This is a genomic window from Variovorax sp. WS11 (assembly GCF_010499245.1).
Lineage (GTDB): Bacteria > Pseudomonadota > Gammaproteobacteria > Burkholderiales > Burkholderiaceae_C > Variovorax.
Window position 1 is genome coordinate 2,829,901 of sequence record NZ_JAAGOW010000001.1, and the last position, 18,383, is coordinate 2,848,283.

At 69.7% G+C, this 18,383-nt stretch carries 17 protein-coding genes; 6 read left to right on the plus strand and 11 right to left on the minus strand.

From position 1 onward, the window contains the following. Position 1: 1 nt before the first annotated feature. Genes GXN78_RS13975 through GXN78_RS13990 form a run of 4 tightly spaced genes read right to left on the minus strand, consistent with a single transcriptional unit; the run spans position 2 to position 3,714 of the window. Positions 2–499, minus strand: coding sequence for a BON domain-containing protein (locus GXN78_RS13975; RefSeq protein ID WP_106560743.1), 498 nt, complete (start codon positions 497–499; stop codon positions 2–4). Positions 500–530: 31 nt separating this feature from the next. Further along, positions 531–1,937 carry an amidohydrolase family protein gene (locus tag GXN78_RS13980; RefSeq protein WP_106560742.1) on the minus strand — a complete coding sequence of 469 codons (1,407 nt, stop codon included), beginning with the start codon at positions 1,935–1,937 and terminating at the stop codon, positions 531–533. A 19-nt stretch (positions 1,938–1,956) separates the two neighbouring features. Continuing rightward, positions 1,957–2,706, minus strand: coding sequence for a sulfite exporter TauE/SafE family protein (locus GXN78_RS13985; RefSeq protein ID WP_239142710.1), 750 nt, complete (start codon positions 2,704–2,706; stop codon positions 1,957–1,959). Positions 2,707–2,724: 18 nt separating this feature from the next. Continuing rightward, positions 2,725–3,714 carry a tripartite tricarboxylate transporter substrate binding protein gene (locus GXN78_RS13990; protein ID WP_106560741.1) on the minus strand — a complete coding sequence of 330 codons (990 nt, stop codon included), beginning with the start codon at positions 3,712–3,714 and terminating at the stop codon, positions 2,725–2,727. 124 nt (positions 3,715–3,838) lie between these two features. Between GXN78_RS13990 and GXN78_RS13995 the strand changes: the two genes are divergently transcribed. Continuing rightward, positions 3,839–4,558, plus strand: a complete 720-nt coding sequence (locus GXN78_RS13995) for a GntR family transcriptional regulator (protein WP_164255459.1) — start codon at positions 3,839–3,841, stop codon at positions 4,556–4,558. A gap of 10 nt (positions 4,559–4,568) precedes the next feature. Here the strand turns inward: GXN78_RS13995 and GXN78_RS14000 are convergent, their stop codons facing one another. Both GXN78_RS14000 and GXN78_RS14005 read right to left on the minus strand, forming a co-directional pair. Further along, positions 4,569–5,078: a flavin reductase family protein gene (locus tag GXN78_RS14000; protein WP_106560739.1), complete on the minus strand. Its 510-nt coding sequence runs from the start codon at positions 5,076–5,078 to the stop codon at positions 4,569–4,571. An 86-nt stretch (positions 5,079–5,164) separates the two neighbouring features. Next, positions 5,165–6,394, minus strand: coding sequence for a spore maturation protein (locus GXN78_RS14005; protein ID WP_106560755.1), 1,230 nt, complete (start codon positions 6,392–6,394; stop codon positions 5,165–5,167). Between the two features lie 96 nt (positions 6,395–6,490). Here GXN78_RS14005 and GXN78_RS14010 point away from each other — a divergent pair, with 96 nt between their 5' ends. Next, the gene (locus GXN78_RS14010; RefSeq protein ID WP_106560738.1) at positions 6,491–8,032 is read left to right on the plus strand and encodes an alkaline phosphatase D family protein; all 1,542 of its coding nucleotides are present in this window, start codon (positions 6,491–6,493) and stop codon (positions 8,030–8,032) included. A gap of 10 nt (positions 8,033–8,042) precedes the next feature. Here GXN78_RS14010 and GXN78_RS14015 read toward each other — a convergent pair whose 3' ends face one another. Then, positions 8,043–8,873: a metallophosphoesterase gene (locus GXN78_RS14015; protein WP_106560737.1), complete on the minus strand. Its 831-nt coding sequence runs from the start codon at positions 8,871–8,873 to the stop codon at positions 8,043–8,045. Positions 8,874–8,899: 26 nt separating this feature from the next. Here GXN78_RS14015 and GXN78_RS14020 point away from each other — a divergent pair, with 26 nt between their 5' ends. Next, a complete protein-coding gene (locus GXN78_RS14020) occupies positions 8,900–9,172 on the plus strand; it encodes a hypothetical protein (protein WP_146163196.1) in 273 nt (90 codons plus the stop codon). On the opposite strand, the gene GXN78_RS14025 is transcribed toward GXN78_RS14020, so the two are convergent. Beyond that, a complete protein-coding gene (locus tag GXN78_RS14025) occupies positions 9,169–10,143 on the minus strand; it encodes a LysR family transcriptional regulator (RefSeq protein WP_106560754.1) in 975 nt (324 codons plus the stop codon). The two genes, GXN78_RS14020 and GXN78_RS14025, sit on opposite strands and share 4 nt — an antisense overlap. Positions 10,144–10,253: 110 nt before the next feature. On the opposite strand from GXN78_RS14025, the gene GXN78_RS14030 reads away from it, so the two are divergent. Next, the gene (locus GXN78_RS14030; RefSeq protein WP_106560735.1) at positions 10,254–10,784 is read left to right on the plus strand and encodes a hypothetical protein; all 531 of its coding nucleotides are present in this window, start codon (positions 10,254–10,256) and stop codon (positions 10,782–10,784) included. 57 nt (positions 10,785–10,841) lie between these two features. Here the strand turns inward: GXN78_RS14030 and GXN78_RS14035 are convergent, their stop codons facing one another. The 3 genes from GXN78_RS14035 to GXN78_RS14040 all read right to left on the minus strand — a co-directional run bounded on the left by GXN78_RS14035 (position 10,842) and on the right by GXN78_RS14040 (position 14,303). Beyond that, positions 10,842–12,689, minus strand: coding sequence for a phosphoenolpyruvate carboxykinase (GTP) (locus GXN78_RS14035; protein WP_106560734.1), 1,848 nt, complete (start codon positions 12,687–12,689; stop codon positions 10,842–10,844). Between the two features lie 181 nt (positions 12,690–12,870). Further along, on the minus strand, positions 12,871–13,023 hold the full coding sequence (locus GXN78_RS40830) for a hypothetical protein (RefSeq protein WP_181360692.1): 153 nt from the start codon (positions 13,021–13,023) through the stop codon (positions 12,871–12,873). 80 nt (positions 13,024–13,103) lie between these two features. After that, a complete protein-coding gene (locus GXN78_RS14040; RefSeq protein WP_181360691.1) occupies positions 13,104–14,303 on the minus strand; it encodes a threonine ammonia-lyase in 1,200 nt (399 codons plus the stop codon). A gap of 122 nt (positions 14,304–14,425) precedes the next feature. Here GXN78_RS14040 and GXN78_RS14045 point away from each other — a divergent pair, with 122 nt between their 5' ends. Both GXN78_RS14045 and GXN78_RS14050 read left to right on the plus strand, forming a co-directional pair. Next, on the plus strand, positions 14,426–16,747 hold the full coding sequence (locus GXN78_RS14045; protein WP_106560732.1) for an ATP-binding protein: 2,322 nt from the start codon (positions 14,426–14,428) through the stop codon (positions 16,745–16,747). Between the two features lie 46 nt (positions 16,748–16,793). Then, positions 16,794–18,368 (plus strand): S41 family peptidase, encoded by a 1,575-nt coding sequence (locus GXN78_RS14050; protein ID WP_106560731.1) that lies wholly within the window; start codon positions 16,794–16,796, stop codon positions 18,366–18,368. The last annotated feature ends 15 nt before the right edge of the window (positions 18,369–18,383 follow it).

Here is an 18,383-nt window from a genome sequence, read left to right on the forward strand (position 1 = left end):
GTCAGGGGCTCGCAACCGGATAGGGCGGCTTGCCGCGCGTGCCGACCATCAGGTCGTCGACGACCAGCTCGACCTCGGGCACGGCGCGTGCCGCCTGTTCGAGCCGGCGCGCCAGCGCACGCGAGGGCACACAGCCCTGCAGATAGACCCAGCGCCGCTGCACGACGGCCCAGAGGCTGGCGCGCCGCACGCCCGGCACGGCGGCGAGCGCGGCCTGCACCTGGGGCGCGATGGCCTTGTCGTAGCGGTAGGCATTGCTGTCCTTGCAGCGGCCCTCCAGCCAGCAGCTGGTGCCGCGCTCCAGCCGCGCATGCATCTGGGAACGACGCTCTTCCTCGGTGTAGAGCGGGCCCTCGGGCACGGGACAGCCGCGCGCGCCCGACGACACCTGGAAGAAGGGATCGTCGAACCAGTTCTTCTTCTCGGGGCTGGCGGCGGCCGCCGCGCAGGCCACGGCGAGCAGTGCCGCGGGCGCGCCGCGGCGCAGGCGTGAGGGCATGGGCCGATCGTAGCCCGCCTTCGCGAAAGCTTCAGGCGGGCTTGCCGGGTTGCTGCCGGGCGCGGTGCAGGTCGGCGACCGGATGCACGCGCTGGATCGGCGCGCGGCTGACATCGCGGCGCGCGATCGTCGCCACCTCGCGCATCAGCGCGCGCGCGTCCCAGTCGACCGGCCAGCCCTTCCACAGGCGCAGCGCGCCGTGCACGAACACCGCCTCGATCTGGTCGCGGTTCGCGAAGCGCACCAGCTCCCAGCTCAGGTCCCAGCTCGGCACGAACTCGGGCACTTCCAGGTCGAGGAGCAGGAAGTCGGCGGCCAGGCCCTCGGCGATGCGGCCGGTGAGCGTGCCCAGGCCTGCGGCTTCGGCCCCGCGGTGCGTCGCGTGGTCGAGCCAGAGCCAGCCGCCGCCGCAGGAGGAGTCGCCCTTGGCCAGGCCTTGCGTGAGGCGCTGGGTGGCCTCGGCGGCGTCCATGAGGCGGAAGCCGTCGGCGCGCGTGCCGTCGGTCCCCAGGCCGAAGGGCACGCCGAGCATCTCCAGCAGGCCGGCGTCGAGCACCGCATTGCCCTTCCATTGGCTGGCCACCGGGTTGTAGGCCACGGTGGCGCCGCTGTCGCGCAGGAGGCCCAGCTCGCGCGGCGTCAGCAGGGTGGCATGGGCCAGCAGGGCCGAGGCATTGAGCGCGCCGCAGGCGTGCAGCACTTCGAGGGGGCGCAGGCCGCGCGCCACCAGCGAGCGTTCGACGGCCGCCAGGTGCTCGTTGACATGCGTCTGGAAGCGCCGGCCGCTTTCGAGCGTGAGCGCGGCGGCCGCGCGCAGCATGCGGTCGGTCGCGGCCTCGGGGATCGAGATCGCGAGGGATGGGTGCACCAGCGGGTCGTGCTCGAGCCGGGCCAGGAAGGTCGCGGCCGCATCGAGGATGCGGCGGGCGGCGGCTTCGCCGCCTTCGAGCCCCGCGTCGTTGCAAATCATGCCCAGCACGCAGCGGATGCCGGCATCGCGTGCGGCGTTGGCCACCGCATCCAGCCCGGCCTCGGAGCGCGTGCCCGCATCGACCACCGTGGTGAAGCCGCCGCGCAGCGACTCCAGCGCCGAGAGCTTGGCCGAGAGATAGGCCGCGTCGGCGTCGAGCGTGGCCTCCATCGGCACCCAGATGCGGCGGAAGATCTCCGAAGGCTCGCCGAAGGCCAGCGCCTTACCGAAGGACTGGGTGAGGTGGGTATGGGTGTCGATCAGGCCCGGCATCAGCAGGCGCTGCGGCAGTTCGATGGTGGCGAGGCCGGGATGCGCGGCGCGCACGTCGGCCAGCGGGCCCACCTGCGCGAAGCGGCCGTCGCGCACCACGACGCCGAGGCCCTGGCGCGGGCCTTCGGGCAGCATCACCCATGCGGGCGCCAGCAACAACGGCCGGTCTGGTTGCAGAACTTCGGGAGACAGCATGGCACTTCCTTCGATCAGATCAGGCGAGCAGCAGCCAGGCGAACCAGCTGCCGACGGCGAGCAGCAGCAGCGAGACGAAGCGCTGCAGCTGCCGCATGTCGAGCCCGGCGGCCGCGCGCTGCCCGGCGAGGGAGCCTGCCAGCATCAGCAGGCCGCACAGCGCCGCCAGCCGCAGGTCGAGGCGACCTTCGACCGCATGCACCGCACTGCTGGCCAGGGCCACGGGCAGCTGCACGGCCTGCGCGGCCATCACGGCAAAGCCGACCGGCTGGCGCAGCAGCATCAACAGCGGCAGCACCAGCACCGGGCCTCCGGTGCCCGTGAGCGCGGAGCCGAGTCCGACCGCCACGCCGAGCGCGAGCAGCAGCGGCGTGCCGAGCGGCGCGGCGGGGGCCGGCGCCGCGGCCGCGGCGCTCAGGCCGCGCCAGCCCGAGAACAGCACCAGCAGGGTCACGCCCGTCATCAGCGCGGCGGCGGGCAGCCAGCGCACCAGCAGCGCACCGGCGCCCGCACCCGCGAGCGCCCCGGCCAGCAAGGGGATGCAGCGCGCCGCCTCCGCGCGCTCGCGCAAGAGCGGGCGCAGCGCCACCAGCGCCGGCAGCGCGAAGCCCAGCGAGGCCGCGGCGATCGCCTGCGGCAGCGGCACTTCGCCCAACTTGGTCAGCACCGGCACCAGCAGCACGCCGCCGATGCCGCTGGCGCCGATCAGCCCGCCGGCCAGCAGCACGGCCGGCAGCACGATCCAGGCGCTGGCAAGCGACATCAGCATGGGCGCGCTCCCTCTTCCTTACTCGACCTTGATGCCGGCGGTTTGAACCACGTCGGCGATGGTCTTGCGCTCCTTCGCCAGGTAGTCGGCGAAGGCGGGGCCGGCGATCAGCTGCGGCTTGACGGCGATGTCGGCGAGCTTGCGCGCGATCTCCGGGTCCTTGAGCGTCGCGTCGAGCGCGCTGACCCACGCCGAGATCACGGTGGCCGGCGTGCCGGCGGGGGCGAGCACGCCGAGCCAGGCGTCCATTTCCAGGCCCTTGAGCTCGGGCGTCTCGCCCAGTGCGGGGATGGCCGGCGCACTGGGCGAACGGGCCACGGAGGTGACGCCGAAGGCGCGCACCTTGCCGTCCTTCACGAAGGGTTGCGCCAGCGACAGCGGCAGCACCGCGAGGTCGACCTGGCCGCCCGCCACATCCGTCAGCACCTGCGGGCCCGACTTGTACGGCACGTGCATCAGGTCGATGCCGGCGCGCTGCTTGAACATCTCGGCCGTGATATGCAGCGAGGTGCCCACGCCGTCGGTGCCGAAGTTGAGCTTGCCGGGCTGCGCCTTCGCCAGCTGGATCAGCTCGGCCGTGGTGCGCGCGGGCAGGGCGGTCTTGCCGATCAGCACGAAGGGCGAGGTGCCCACGGTGGCCACCGGCACGAAGTCCTTGAAGCTGTCGTAGCGCACCGCCGAAGGCGCCACCAGCGGCGCCACGTTGAGCGGGCTGGCCACCGCGAACAGCAGCGTGTAGCCATCGGCCGGCGCACGCGCCGCCTTCTGCGTGCCGATGGTGCCGGCCGCGCCGGCCACGTTCTCGATCACCACCGGCTGCTTCAACTGCTCACCCAGCTTGGCGGTGAGCAGGCGCGCCGTCGCATCGACGCCACCGCCCGCGCTGAACGGCACAATCAGCGTGATCGGCTTGGCGGGATAGCCCTGGGCCTGGGCGGCGGCGACGCTGGCACCGAGGGCCAGCGCGGCGGCGGTGGAATGGAAGAAGAAGGCTCGGGCTGCGGACATGGTCGATTTCCTCGGTCGGTGAATGAACGGAAAAGAAGCACCCTGGCGGTGCCGAATCTACTTGTTATGACAAGTTATGACAAGCGACGCAAGTCGCATGCCAGCGTTGGCGATGGGGCCATCCATGGCTGAGCTCCCGCAGTCGCTGCATGCGCAGCTGCGCGACGCCTTGCGCGCGCGCATCCTCGACGGCGAGCTGGCGCCGGGGGCAAAGCTGCCTTCCGAATCCGAGCTGACGGCGGCGCACGGCGTCAGCCGCATCACCGTGCGGCAGGCGCTGGGCGCGCTGCAGGCCGAGGGGCTGATCGTCAAGCTGCACGGAAAGGGGGCCTTCGTGTCCCATTCGAAGGCGGCCCAGAGCCTCAACCGGCTGCAGGGACTCAACGAGGCGCTTTCGCTGGAGCAGCACGCCGTCAGCAGCAAGCGGCTGGCCTGGCGCGAAGTGAAGGCGCCGGCCGCGGTGGCGCGGCAGCTGCAGCTGCCGGCGGGAGAGACGGTGTACCACCTGCAGACGCTGCGCTACCTGGACCGCGAGCCCTTGTCGGTCAACAGCTCCTACCTGCCACGCTTCCTGGGCGAGCGGCTGGCACGCGTGGACTTCTCGCAGCGCGACCTGATCGAGGTCTTCGAGCATGAGGGCGGCCTGGAGATCGGTGAGGCCCAGCTCGAGATCGGCGCCGGCCTGGCGAAGCCGCAGGAGGCGAAGCTGCTGCAGCTCGAGCCCGGCGCGCCGGTGCTGCAGGTGGAGCGCCTGCTGCACCTGGCCGGCGGCGGCCCGGTGCATCTGGAGACTGCTGTCTACCGCGCCGACACCTTCCGCTACAAGCTCAGCCTCCGGCGCTGAGCGAGCGCGACTACAGCGGGTGCTCGGTGTAGAAGCGCCCGCCGTGGAACAGCAGCGGCGAGGCGCCCGTTCTGTGCGTGCAGCGCTCGACCTCGCCGACGAAGATCACGTGGTCGCCCTCGTCGTAGCGGCTGCGGTTGAAGCACTCGAAGGTCGCGGCCGCGCCCGCCAGCACCGGCGCGCCGCCCACGCCCTCGATGAAGTCGACATCGGCCCAGCGGTCCACGCCCTTTGTGGCGAAGCGCTCGGCCAAGTCCTTCTGGTCGGCAGCCAGGATGTTGATCGCGTAGTGCGAGCCGGTGCTGAGCGCCGCCATCGAGGCCGCACTGCGCGCGAGGCTCCACAGCACCAGGGGCGGAGCCAGCGACACGGAGTTGAAGGAGTTGGCGGTGAGCCCGACCAGCCGTCCGTTGGCCGCGCGCGCCGTGACGATGGTCACGCCGGTCGCGAACATGCCCAGGGCATCGCGGAATTCGTCGGTCGTGAAGGAGGGCGGTGTCGCCTGGGCGGGAGCGGTCACGGGGAAGCTGGGAAGTGAGGGGCTATTCTGGCCGATCACCCCGCGCGCCGCTGTCGCGCGGGGTCGCGTGGCCTGCAAAAGGCCGCTCAGCCGAAGAACCAGTAGCCCACGCCGATCGCGCCCAGCACGCCGGCCAGCTCGGCGAGCAGGGCGCAGCCCACCGCATGCCGCGCGCGCTGGATGCCGACCGCGCCGAAGTAGACGGCCAGCACGTAGAAGGTGGTCTCGGTGCTGCCCTGGATGGTGGCCGCGACCTGTGCCGCGAAGCTGTCGACGCCGTGGCTCTGCATCGTCTCGATCAGCATCGCGCGCGCGGCACTGCCGGAGAAGGGCTTGACCAGCGCGGTGGGCAGGGCGTCGACGAAGCGCGCGTCCCACCCCGTCAGGCCGACGGCCCAGCGGATGCCTGAGAGCACCATGTCCAGTGCGCCCGAAGCCCGCAGCACGCCGACCGCGCACAGCATCGCCACCAGGTAGGGCAGCAGGTTCTTCGCGACGTCGAAGCCTTCCTTGGCGCCCTCGACGAAGCACTCGTAGACCTTCACGCGCCGCAGCGCACCGGCCAGCAGGAAGACGAGCACGATGCCGAACAACGTGAGGTTGCCCAGCAGCGAGGAGAGCGAGGCCAGCGCCGCGGCCGAGAGCATGGCGAGCAGCGCGATGAAGCCGGCGAGCAGCAGGGCGCCCGGCAGCAGGTAGGCGAGCACGACCGGGTCCCACAGCCTGAGCCGCTGCATGAAAGCCACCGAGAGCAGCCCCACCAGCGTGGAGCAGCTGGTCGCCAGCAGGATCGGCAGGAACACCAGCGTCGGATCGGCCGCGCCCTGCTGCGCCCGGTACATGAAGATGGTGACGGGCAGCAGCGTGAGGGAGGACGCGTTGAGCACCAGGAATAGGATCTGCGCATTGCTGGCCGTGGTCGCGCTGGGGTTGAGGCTCTGCAGCTCGCGCATCGCCTTCAGCCCGATGGGCGTGGCCGCGTTGTCCAGCCCCAGGGCATTGGCCGCGAAGTTCATGGTGATGAGGCCCAGCGCCGGATGGCCTGCGGGCACTTCGGGCATGAGGCGCCGGAACAAGGGGCCGAGCAGCCGCGCGAGCCCGGCCACCAGCCCCGCCGCCTCGGCGATGCGCAGGAACCCCAGCCACAGAGTGAGCGTGCCGAAGAGCAGCACCATCACCTCGACCGAGAGCTTGGCCATGGCGAACAGGCTCTCGACCAAGGCGGCGAACACCGCGGCATCGCCGCCGATCAGCCAGCGCGAGAACGCAGCCAGTGCTGCCGCCAGAAAAAAACCGAGCCACAAGCCGTTGAGCACGCGTATCCCTTGCTGCCGCTGTCCTTCGAAGATGCGCGCGATCATAGGCGGCTGGTGTTGCCCTGGCTGGGCGAGGAACTGCTGTAGAAAAGACCCATGGACTTTCGCCGTCGAGACCTCAACCGTGCCGCGCTGTGGCTCGCCCTGTGCGGGTGGTCGGCGGTGCGCCCGCTGCACGCGCAGCCGGCGCCGCGCTGGCGCTCGAATCCCTTCACCCTCGGCGTCGCCAGCGGGCAGCCGCGGCACGACAGCGTCGTGCTCTGGACCCGGCTGGCTGCAGAGAACGAGCCGGGCCTCGAAGGCCTTCAGCGCTGCGCCGTGCGCTACGAGATCTTCGGCGATGCCGAGCTCAAGCGGCCGGTGGCGCAGGGCGAGGTGCAGGCCGAAGCCGCGCGTGCCTTCAGCGTGCACGTCCATGCGCAGGGCCTGGCGCCGCAGCGCGAGTATTGGTATCGCTTCCAGTGCGGCGATGCGCAGAGCCCGGTAGGCCGCACGCGCACGGCCCCCGCCCCGGATGCGGCGGTGGCGCGCTTGCGCTTCGCGCTCGGGGCCTGCCAGAACTACGAGCATGGCTTTTACGCGGCACATCGCGAGATCGCGGGGCGCGAGCTCGACTTCGTGCTGTTCGCCGGCGACTACATCTACGAAGGCAGCAGCCGGACCCCAGAGCTGCGCCGGCACGACGCGCCCATCCCGACGACGCTGGAGGGCTACCGCGCGCGCCATGCGCTCTACAAGCGCGATGCCGACCTGCAGGCCGCACATGCGGCGCACCCGTGGATCCTGACCTGGGACGACCACGAGGTGGTCAACGACTATGCGAACGACCGCGACCCGGCCTACACCGAACCCGGCCTCTTCCTGCAGCGCCGCGCCGCGGCCTACCGCGCCTACTTCGAGCACATGCCATTGCTGCTGCCGCCGCAAGGCGCAGCGATGCGCATCCACGATCGCTTCGCCTGGGGAAGGCTGGCCGAGCTCTGGACCCTGGATTGCCGCCAATACCGCAGCCACCATGCCTGCCCGGATCCGGCGCATGACTGGGGCCGTCTGGTGATCGGCTGCGAGGCGCTGGGGAACCCGTCGCGCACCATGCTCGGCGCCGAGCAGTCACGCTGGCTGGCCCAGGGCCTGGCCGCCTCCGACCGGCAGTGGAAGCTGATGGGCCAGTCCACGCAGATGAGCCCGACCAGCCTCGAGGCGCCGCGCGGCCGCCAGTTCTGGACCGACGGCTGGGACGGCTATCCCGAGGCGCGCCGCCAACTGCTGCAGGGCATCGCCGACGCGGGCCTGCGCGACGTGGTGGTGCTGGGGGGCGATGTGCACCGGTACGTCGCGGCGGACCTGCGCGTGGTGCCCAACGACACCGCGTCGCCGGTGGTCGCGAGCGAGTTCGTCGGCGGCTCGATCAGCTCGCGCGGCGCCAGCCGGACTTCGATGGATTGGTTGCGGCAAGACAATCCCGACGTGCGCCATGCGCGCGGCGACGAGCGCGGCTATGCCTTGATCGAGGCCACGCAGAAGTCCCTGCACTGCGAGTTCCGCGCGACCGCGCATCCTGTGGTGGCCGATGCGCGCTTCCACACCCAGGCGCGTTTCGTGGTCGAGGCTGGCCGTGCCGGCGTGAAGCCGGCCTGAGGCCAGACGCTCAGGCGGCGCGGTCCGGCCGCCTCGGCGGCACCTCGATGAGCAAGTCGGGCCTGAAGCCCTCCTGCTCGCCCTTGCCCACATAGCCCAACGGGTTCGCCACCACCCGGCACCCGTCCTTCACATAGTCGAAGGCGCAATGAAGATGGCCGTGCAGCCACAGGTCGGCCCGGGGCAGCAGTTCGTCGAGCGAGTTGCAGAAACCCGCGGTGCCGGGGCTCAGCCCGTAGCGCGGATCGGCGCTGGCCATCGTCGGCGCGAAGTGCGTGATGGCCACGGTGGGGCCATCGAAGTCTTCGGCCAATGCCTTTCGCAGCCACGCCTGACACGTCAGTGAGTGCTCTCTCAGAGGCTCGGCGAGGAAGACTTCGCCGGCCCGCAGGGTCACTGCTTTCTCCAGATAGAAGTTGGCGGCGCGCATGGCCTTGCCGCGCTTGCGCAGTGCCTCCGTCATGCTGTCGCCGGGCTCGACCAGGGCATCGAAGTCGGCCCACAGGGTGGTGCCGACGAAGCGGACGCCACCGATGACACGGGTTTCGCGCTCCAGCCACTGGATGTCGAGCACCTCGCAGAGCGTGCGCAGGCGCTCGTGCGTCTGGTCGAAGTCGGCGTTGTCGTACTCGTGGTTGCCCGGCACGTAGAGCACCGGGGTCGGCCAGCCATGGCGCGGGGAAAAGCGGGTGAGGCCGAAATCGGGCTCGATGAGGCGGGATCCCGCCTGATAAGACCCGATATCCCCGGCAAGGACCAGCAGGTCGGCACCCGCCGCCGGCGAGATCCGAAACTGCGGGTGCACTTCCAGGTGCAGATCCGAGAGCAGCTGGAGCTTCATGCCGGCCAGTCTAGGCGAATATCCCTATGCGCGACGCGCATAACCCGAGGCTGGAAATACTGGGGAAAACCCTTAATCTTGGTTTCATCATCACTCCAGCGCGGGCTATGGGCCGCGCAAGCTTCATGTTCAGCCTTTTTGCCCAGGTGGCACGCCTGTTCCGTTCCAAGACCCTCGAAGTCCCTGCCAGCCCCGCCGCGGCCCTGATGGAAAGCGCCGATTCCCGCGCCGGCATGAATGCCCATCAAGCCCAGGAACTGCGCGCCGCCGCCAGCGCCTGGCTCAGCGTCGTCCGCTAAACCAGGCCGCCCGGCGCGCCGGCAAAGGCTGCCCTCGCGGAGCGCAACAGCGCCTGCCGCAACCATCCATGGGCGTGACCGTGCTGCGCCCGGCGGTGCCAGATGGCGTCCACGTGCACCAGCGGCTGCTGGAACGGCACCTCGCGCAGGACCAGTTGCTCGTCGATCCCCGTGACCTTGACGAAATGGCGGGGCAGCACCGTCAGCAGGTCTGAATTGGCCACCACGCGGCCGGCCGTGAAGAACTGGTTGACGGTGACCACGACGCGCCGCTCCCGCCCCAGCGCGCCCAGCGTCTGGTCAATGAAGCCGTAGGGCCGGCCCGAGAAGCTCACCAGCAGGTGTCGCGCGGCGCAGAAAGCGTCGAGCGTCAGCGCCTGATCCGCCAGCGGATGGCCGCGCCGCATCACGCAGACATATTCGCCGACGTAGAGGCGTTGCGTCTCGAAGGGCAGCAGGGCGGCATCGGACTGGCCGCGCGCGGCCAGGTTGGCGACGACGGCCGGAAAGTAGCCGATCGCCATGTCGACCTCCTCGCTCTCGAGCAGCCGCCGGGGGTCGCGGGTGGTCAGCGGCAGCACGCGCAGCGAGATCGCCGGCGCCTCTTCCTCGACGATCCTGACAAGGCCGGGTATCAGCTCGGCCGCCGTCGCATCGGCCATGGCAAGAACGAAGGTGTCGTCGGCGACCGCAGCATCGAATTCGCCCGGCGCCAGCGAGTGCTGCAGTTGCCGCAGGGCATCGCGCACAGTCGGCCACAGCGCCAGCGCCCGGGGTGTGGGCTCGACCCCCGCGCCGGAGCGGCGCACCAGCTCGTCGCCGAGCGTCTCGCGCAGCCGGCGCAGGGAATTGCTCACGGCCGGCTGGGTGATCGAGAGGTTGCGCGCCGCCCGCGTGAGGTTGCGCTCCGCCATCACCTCGTCGAAGACGCGCAGGAGGTTGAGATCCAGCGTGCGAAAGTTGACATCTATCATTGCTGTGAATGATAGACATCATGAAGCTTAAGTAGAAAAGTACTAGGGAAACCACTAATATCACTGCATCGGTATCAGCCACTCGTCGTCCTAGGAGGGACTTCACCATGACCAGCTTTGTCCACGTTGAACAACCGGCCACTCACCCGGGCGTCGCCCGCGCGGAAGCCGTCATCGATCAGATTCGCGCTGCCCGCCGCAGCTTCGACGGCGCGCGCGGCCTCGCAGCACTGCTGCTGGCGGCCATCGTCGCCTCGTTGCTCGTTGTCGCCGACAAGCTCATGTCGACCTGGAACGACGGCGGCCTGCTCGTCGCCTGGCTCGTGCTGTGGGGCGTGGCCTTCGCAACGCTCGCCTTCTTCGCCGGTACCGCCCGCACGCTGGCCGTTCGCGCGGTCTCTGCGGCACGCAGCGCCGCTCGCCGACGCGCTGCGGCCCGTGCCGATGAGCAATTCCTGGCCTACGCCAAGCTCGACCCGCGCATCCTTCGCGAGCTGCAGGCGATCCGCACACGCCAGGAAGCAGACTCGGCCGAAGCGCCCGTGACCGCCTCTGCGCAATCGGCGAAGCTCGCCGACGACAGCGTGCCGACCTTGTACACGGCGCTGCGCCGCGTGAATCTGGGCCAGCACTACTGATCCCGCCGCGCCCATGAAAAAGCCGCCCTCGGGCGGCTTTTTTCTTTTGGGCCTCGGTCAGGCAGCGAGCCGCTGCTCGATCGCGGCCTTGGTCGCCGGCAGCTCCTTCGGCAGGTGATGCGCCAGCTGCTGGAACAGCTCGGCGTGCAGCTTCAGCTCGGCCTGCCAGGCCGCCTTGTCGATGTGGGTCACGGTGTCGAACTGCTCGGCGCTGAAGTCCAGGCCGGTCCAGTTGAGGTCTTCATAGCGCGGGCTGACGCCGAACACGTGCTCGGTGCCTTCGCCCTTGCCCTCGATGCGGTCGATCATCCACTTCAGCACGCGCATGTTCTCTCCGTAGCCCGGCCAGACGAACTTGCCGTCCGCGCCCTTGCGGAACCAGTTGGTGGTGTAGATCCGGGGCGCGCGCGTGCCCGCGGCCTCGAGCTTCTTGCCCAGGTCCAGCCAGTGCTGGAAGTAGTCGCTCATGTTGTAGCCGGCGAAGGGCAGCATCGCGAAGGGATCACGCCGCACCACGCCCTGCTGGCCGCCCGCAGCGGCGGTGGTCTCGGAGCCCATGGTCGCGGCCATGTAGACACCCTCGACCCAGTTGCGCGCCTCGGTCACCAGCGGCACCGTGGTCGAGCGGCGGCCACCGAAGATGAAGGCGTCGATCGCCACACCCTTGGGGTCATCCCAGGCGTCGTCGAGCGCCGGGTTGTTGGCGGCGGCGACGGTGAAGCGTGCGTTCGGATGGGCGGCCTTGGCGCCGGTTTCCCTGGCGATGGCGGGCGTCCAGTCCTTGCCCTGCCAGTCGATCGCGTGCGCCGGGGCCTCGCCCATGCCTTCCCACCAGACGTCGCCGTCGTCGGTCAGCGCCACGTTGGTGAAGATCACGTCGTGGTCCAGGCTGGCCATGCAGTTCGGATTGGTCTGGATGTTGGTGCCGGGCGCGACGCCGAAGTAGCCGGCTTCGGGGTTGATCGCATGCAGCTTGCCGTCGGCGCCGGGCTTGATCCAGGCGATGTCGTCGCCGATGGTCGTCACCTTCCAGCCCTCGAAGCCGGCCGGGGGGATCAGCATCGCGAAGTTGGTCTTGCCGCAGGCGCTGGGGAAGGCCGCCGCCACGTGGTATTTCTTGCCCTCCGGATTGGTCACGCCCAGGATCAGCATGTGCTCGGCCAGCCAGCCTTCGTCGCGGCCCATGTTCGAGGCGATGCGCAGGGCGAAGCACTTCTTGCCCAGCAGCGCGTTGCCGCCGTAGCCCGAGCCGTAGCTCCAGATCTCGCGCGTCTCGGGGTAGTGGACGATGTACTTGGTCTTGTTGCAGGGCCAGGCCACGTCCTTCTCGCCGGCCTGCAGCGGCGCGCCGACCGTGTGCACGCAGGGCACGAACTCGCGCTCGGCGCCCAGCACGTCGTACACCGCCTTGCCCATGCGGGTCATGATCTTCATGTTGACCGCCACGTAGGGGCTGTCGGACAGCTCGATGCCGATGTGCGCGATCGGCGAGCCCAGCGGGCCCATGCTGAAGGGCACGACGTACATCGTGCGGCCCTTCATGCAGCCGTCGAACAGAGGCTGCAGCGTGGCGCGCATCTCGGCCGGCGCCATCCAGTTGTTGGTGGGGCCGGCGTCTTCCTTCTTCTCGGAGCAGATGAAGGTGCGGTCCTCGACGCGTGCGACGTCGCTCGGGTCGGAGCTCGCGAGGAAGGAGTTGGGCCGCTTGGCCGGGTTCAGCTTCTTGAAGGTGCCGGCGTCCACCAGCAGCTGGCACAGGCGCTCGTATTCCTCCTGGCTGCCATCGCACCAGTGGATGGCTTCGGGCTTGCACAGCGCGGCCATGTCCGCCACCCAGGCGATCAGCTTCGCGTTCTTGACGTACGAGGGTGCCTGCACGGCAAGGCCCTTGAGCGGTGCGTTCATAGAGTCTCCTAAGTTGAAAATCGTCTTTCCGAACGGGGCTCAGGGGCCGGGGGGCACCGAGGTCCGTTGGAAAAAACGTTTCCCGTCTCGGGAGAGGAGGGATCCGCGCACCCCGAAGCGGAGTCCGCAATCCTGGAACGGCGGCGGTCCTCGCGGTGTCCGCCGCTGCCGCAGCCGGGTGTCAGGCCATGTAGACGGCGATGGAGGCCAGCAGCAGCATCAAAACCCCGCCGGCGATGGGCAACACCAGGGGCATGAGGGGAACGATCGACTCGACCGCGTCGGCCTCGACGGCGGCGGACTTGGCCGGATCGACAGGAGTGGGATTGGACATGGTTATTCCTCGGGTACGCAAAACTGAGACCATTTTACCGACCGACTCGAGCGCCCCGGTCTAGGGGCTTGCCAGCACACTCAGCGCTGCTCGTTTGCCTCGAGCCCGGCCTTGCGCAGGGCCTCGAGCACCGCCGTCAGATGGGCACGTCCGCGGGTCTGCAACACCAGCTCGATGTCCACGTTCTGCGCCGCCAGCATGGTGAAGGCGCGCTGGTGGTGAACCTCGTCGACGTTGGCGCCCGCTTCCGCCACAGTGGCCGTGATCTGGGCCAACGAGCCCGGAACGTCCCGCGCGCTGACGCGCACGCGGGCGAGCCGGCCGGCACGCACCATGCCGCGTTCGATGATCGCCGCCAGCAGCAGCGGATCGATGTTGCCGCCCGAAAGAACCAGCCCGACCCGCTTGCCCTTGAAGCGCTCGGGATGCCGGATCAGCGCCGCCAGCCCGGCCGCCCCAGCGCCCTCGACCAGCGTCTTCTCGATTTCCAGCAGCATTAGCACCGCCTGCTCGATGTCGCCTTCGTCGACCAGCAGCAGGTCGTTCACCTGCTCGCTGATGATGGCCTGCGTCAGCACGCCCGGCGTGCCGACGGCGATGCCCTCGGCGATGGTGCTCTGCCCCAGCGGATGGTTCGTGCCCTGCACGGCGTTGACCATGGTGGGGAAGCGCCGCGTCTGCACCCCCACGATCTCGATGCCCGGCTGCCGCGCCCGGGCCGCCAGCGCCATGCCGGCGATCAGCCCCCCGCCGCCCACCGACACCACCAGGGCGTCGAGCCGCGGCGCCACGGCCAGCATCTCGAGGGCCACGGTGCCCTGCCCGGCGATGATCGCCTCGTCGTCGTAGGGGTGGACGAAGGCCAGGCCTTCCTGCTCCGCCAGCGCCAGGGCATGGGCGCGCGCCGCGTCCAGCGTGTCGCCGTGCAGCACCACCTCGGCGCCGAAGCCGCGGGTGCGCTCGATCTTCACGCCCGGGGTAAAGCGCGGCATGACGATCAGGGCCCGCAAGCCCAGGCGCTGGGCGTGGTAGGCCACCCCCTGGGCGTGGTTGCCGGCCGACATCGCGATCACGCCCCGGACGCCCTTTTCCGACAGGTCGACCAACTTGTTGCAGGCCCCGCGCTCCTTGAAGGAGGATGTGAACTGCAGGTTCTCGAATTTGAGGAAGACCTGCGCGCCGACGATCTCGGACAGCGTGCGCGATTCCACACAGGGCGTATCGAGCACCTGCCCTCGCAGGCGCTCGGCGGCGCGTTCGATGTCGTCGATTCCAAGCATGGGCGGCATTGTGGACGGAATCGCAACATCCGGGTTTTTACTGTCCCCGAGTCTTCCCCAAGCCAAAACTCTGCGCTATGGTCGCGATCAGTTTCCGTGTTCTCCTAGCTGGGGGTTGCTCGATGGTCAAGCGTTCCGGTACCGATGTCGTGGCCGCGGCTTCCCGCGGTCATGCATTGCCGTCGCCCGGACTCAAGGAAGCGCCGGTGCTCGAGCTCATGTGCTCGCACTTCGTGCTCACCCTGGCGGCCAAGCAGGGCCCGCGCTTCAACGTGCGGCGCGACCTCAACGGCCTGCTCTCGCTGACCGGCCGCCACCTGGTCTGGCCGCTGGCCGTGCTGCAGCGCCTGCGCGAATTCCTCGGCCGCCGCTGCGCTGGCAACGATGTCTGGAAAGGCGTCGAGCATTTCGACGGCCGCACGCTGCTGGAGCGCCACGGCGTCTGGCGCGGCCCCTACGAGGAAGGCACGCTCTTCTTCTACCTCGACGAATACGCCAAGGACCAGCCCAAGGACCTGCTCTCCGTGCTGTCGGCCACACGCGACTGGCTCACCCATGCGCTGCGCAAGCAGTCGACGCTGGTCGAGAAGAACATCGATGCGCTCGCCGGCCTGCTGCAGCTCAACAAGGCCGAGCGCGCGCTGCTGCTCTACGGCACCCTGGCGCGCTACCAGCGCGACCTGCGCTCGCTGCTGGTGGAGTTCAAGGTCAACAACGCGCCCGAGGCCTATGCCGCGATCGCCGAGGTTGCCGGCGTCAATGCCAGCGACGTGGGCGAGGCGCTGCGCGCCGGCTCGCGGCTGGAGCGCATCGGCCTGGTCGAGAACCTGATCTCCGAGCACAACATCACCGACCTCGCCGACCTGATGAAGGTCAGCGAAAAGCTGCCACCCGTGCTGATGCGCGAGTACCGCGACCACAACGAGCTGATGGCCGTGTTCACGCGGCCCTCGGCCAAGAGCGCGCTCGCAGTGCACGACTTCGCATTCGTCCAGGAAGACGCGCAGATGCTCGTCACCCTGCTCTGCGCGGCAGTGGCGCGCAAGGAACCGGGCGTGAACGTGCTGCTCTACGGCCCGCCCGGCACCGGCAAGACCGAGCTCGCGAAGGTGGTGGCGCAGGCCGCGGGCCTGGAGCTCTTCGAAGTGGAGTACGCCGACCGCGACGGCAATTCGCTGTCGGGCCGCGACCGCTACCGCTCGCTGCAGATCGCGCAGGTTTTCTTGAAGGGCAGCGCGCAGGCGGCACTGCTGTTCGACGAGGTCGAGGACGTGTTCCCGCCGATCAGCACCGAGGCGGCCCAGCTCATGGCACGCGCCGAGCAGGTCCCCGCTTCCGCCAGCGGCAGCGTCAGCGGCAAGGCCTGGGTCAACCAGATCCTCGAATCCAATGCCGTGCCCACGATCTGGGTGACCAACCGCATCGAGCAGATCGACCCGGCCTTCCGGCGCCGCTTCGCCTACCACCTGGAGCTCAAGTCGCCGCCGCCGGGCGCGCGCGAGCAACTGGTGCGCAAGACACTCGAGGGCGTGGCCGTGTCCGAGGCCTTCACCGCCAAGCTGGCCGCCCGCAAGGGCCTCACGCCGGCGCAGATCCGCACCGCGGTGCGCTTCGCGGGGCTGGCCATGTCCGAGGGCACCTCCATCGAGAGCCTGATCGAGCGCCAGCTGCGCAATGCCGACCTCGCGCTCGGCACGCAGGGCGGCTTGGGCGCGCGCCGCAGCGTCACCACCTACGACCTCGACATGCTCAACGTCGAGAGCCGCTTCGAGATCCCGCGCATCGTCGAGGCGCTCAAGGCGCGCGGCCACGGCACCCTGTGCTTCTATGGAGCCCCCGGCACCGGCAAGACCGCGCTGGCCGAGCACATGGCGCGGGCCATCGGCCGCCCGCTGATCATCAAGCAGGCGAGCGACCTGATGAGCAAGTACGTCGGCGAAACCGAGCAGAACATGGCCGCCATGTTCAGGGAGGCCGAGGCCGAGCAGGCGATCCTCCTGCTCGACGAGGCCGACAGCTTCCTGCAGGACCGCCGCGGCGCCCAGCGCACCTACGAGGTGACCGAGGTCAACGAGATGCTGCAGGGCATGGAGCGCTTCGACGGCATCTTCGTCTGCACCACCAACCTGCTCGACCGGCTCGACCAGGCGGCGCTGCGACGCTTCACCTTCAAGATCAAGTTCATGCCGCTGACGCCGGTGCAGCGCGAGCGCATGTTCGTCACCGAGGCGCTGGACGGCGATGCCGCCGGCCTGACGAACGAGCGACAGCAGCGTCTGGCCAGGCTGCAGCAGCTGTGCCCCGGCGATTTCGCGGCCGTGAAACGCCAGACGGATATCCTTGCCGTCGCGTTCTCGGCCGACGAGTTCCTGGACCAGCTCGAGGCCGAGCACCGCATCAAGCCCGAGGTGCGCGAATCGCGCGGCATGGGCTTCGTTCACTGAGACAGCACGCCGTCGCGCCGGGCGCCGGCGCGCGAGGGAGATCTTCATGGAGTTTGGATTGCAGCGCCTGGCTGCGCTGTTGGCAGTGTGCGCGGCCGCTGTGGCGTTGACCGCCTGCGGGGGCGGGGGAGGAGGCGGCGGCGGCGCCTTCTTGCCGCTGGCCGCGACGCCGCAGCAGCCAGCCGCATCCACGGCCGAGGACGATGCCATCGTCGCTTCCTCCAGCGTCGCCGGCCTCTGCGCCGCGCCGCGCACCGGCATCGATCCGGACACGGGCGCCGCCTTCATCGACCGCCTCGGCACCAGCGTCGACGAGAAGCGCTGGGTGCGCGGCTGGATCGACGAAACCTACCTCTGGTTCGACGAGGTGCCGACGACGCTGGCATCGAAGGACTACGCCACGCCGATCGCGTGGTTCAGCGTGCTCAAGACGCCCAAGCTCACGGCTTCAGGCCGCGCCAAGGACCGCTTCCACTTCACGCAGGACACGGCCGCCTATCGCGCGCTCTCGCAGGGCGGCGTGGATGTCGGTTATGGCCTCGAGCTTGCCTTCCTGAGCGCATCGCCGCCGCGAGACGTGCGCGTGGCCTACACCGAGCCCAACTCGCCGGCAGCGCAGGCTAGCATCGTGCGCGGCACGCGCCTCGTGGAGATCGACGGCATCGACGTCGCCAACGGCAGCGACACCACGAAGCTCAACGCCGGGCTTGCGCCGGCGCGCGAGGGCGAAGCCCACACCTTCAAGCTGCGTGCGCCCGACGGCACCGAGCGCACGCTCTCGATGGCCGCTGCGCGCGTCACGCGCGTTCCGGTGCAGAACGTGAAGACCATCGCCACCGCCAGCGGGCCCGTGGGCTACATGCAGTTCAACGACCATCTGGCGACCGCGGAGGCGGCGCTGATCGCGGCAGTGAACCAACTGCAAGGTGCCGGCATCGTCGATCTCGTCATCGACATGCGCTACAACGGCGGCGGCCTGCTCGATGTCGCAAGCGAACTGGCCTCCATGGTCAGCTCGGGGGGCGCGACCAGCGGCGCCGTGTTCGAACGCCTCCTCTTCAACAGCAAGAACCCGTTTCGCCTGGCACCCGCGCAGACCACCTTGCCCTTCCACGCGACGTCCCGCGGCTTCTCCACTCCGGCCGGGCAGGCGCTGCCGCGCCTGGGCCTCTCGCGCGTCACCGTGCTTGCCGGCCCCGACACCTGCTCCGCCAGCGAATCGGTGATCAACAGCCTGCGCGGCGTCGGCGTCACCGTCAACCTGGTCGGCGGCGCCACTTGCGGCAAGCCCTATGGCTTCCTGCCGCAGGACAACTGCGGCACCACCTATTTCGCGATCCAGTTCCAGGGCGTCAACAACCAGAGCTTCGGCGACTACGGCGATGGCTTCGCGCCGACCTGCGCGGTGGCCGACGATTTCGACCACGCGCTGGGCGACCCGGCGGAAGCGCGGCTGGCTGCGGCGCTGACCTTCCGCAGCAGCGGGACCTGCCCGACGGCGGGGTCGAGCAAGGCCGAGCTCGCGCTGCGCAAGTCGGAGGCGCAGGGCACGCCGTATCTCGTGCGTTCGCCGGCCCGGGAGAGTCGGCTGGTCGTGACGGGGCCGCCGACGCAGCCTTAGCCCGGTCACTGCGAC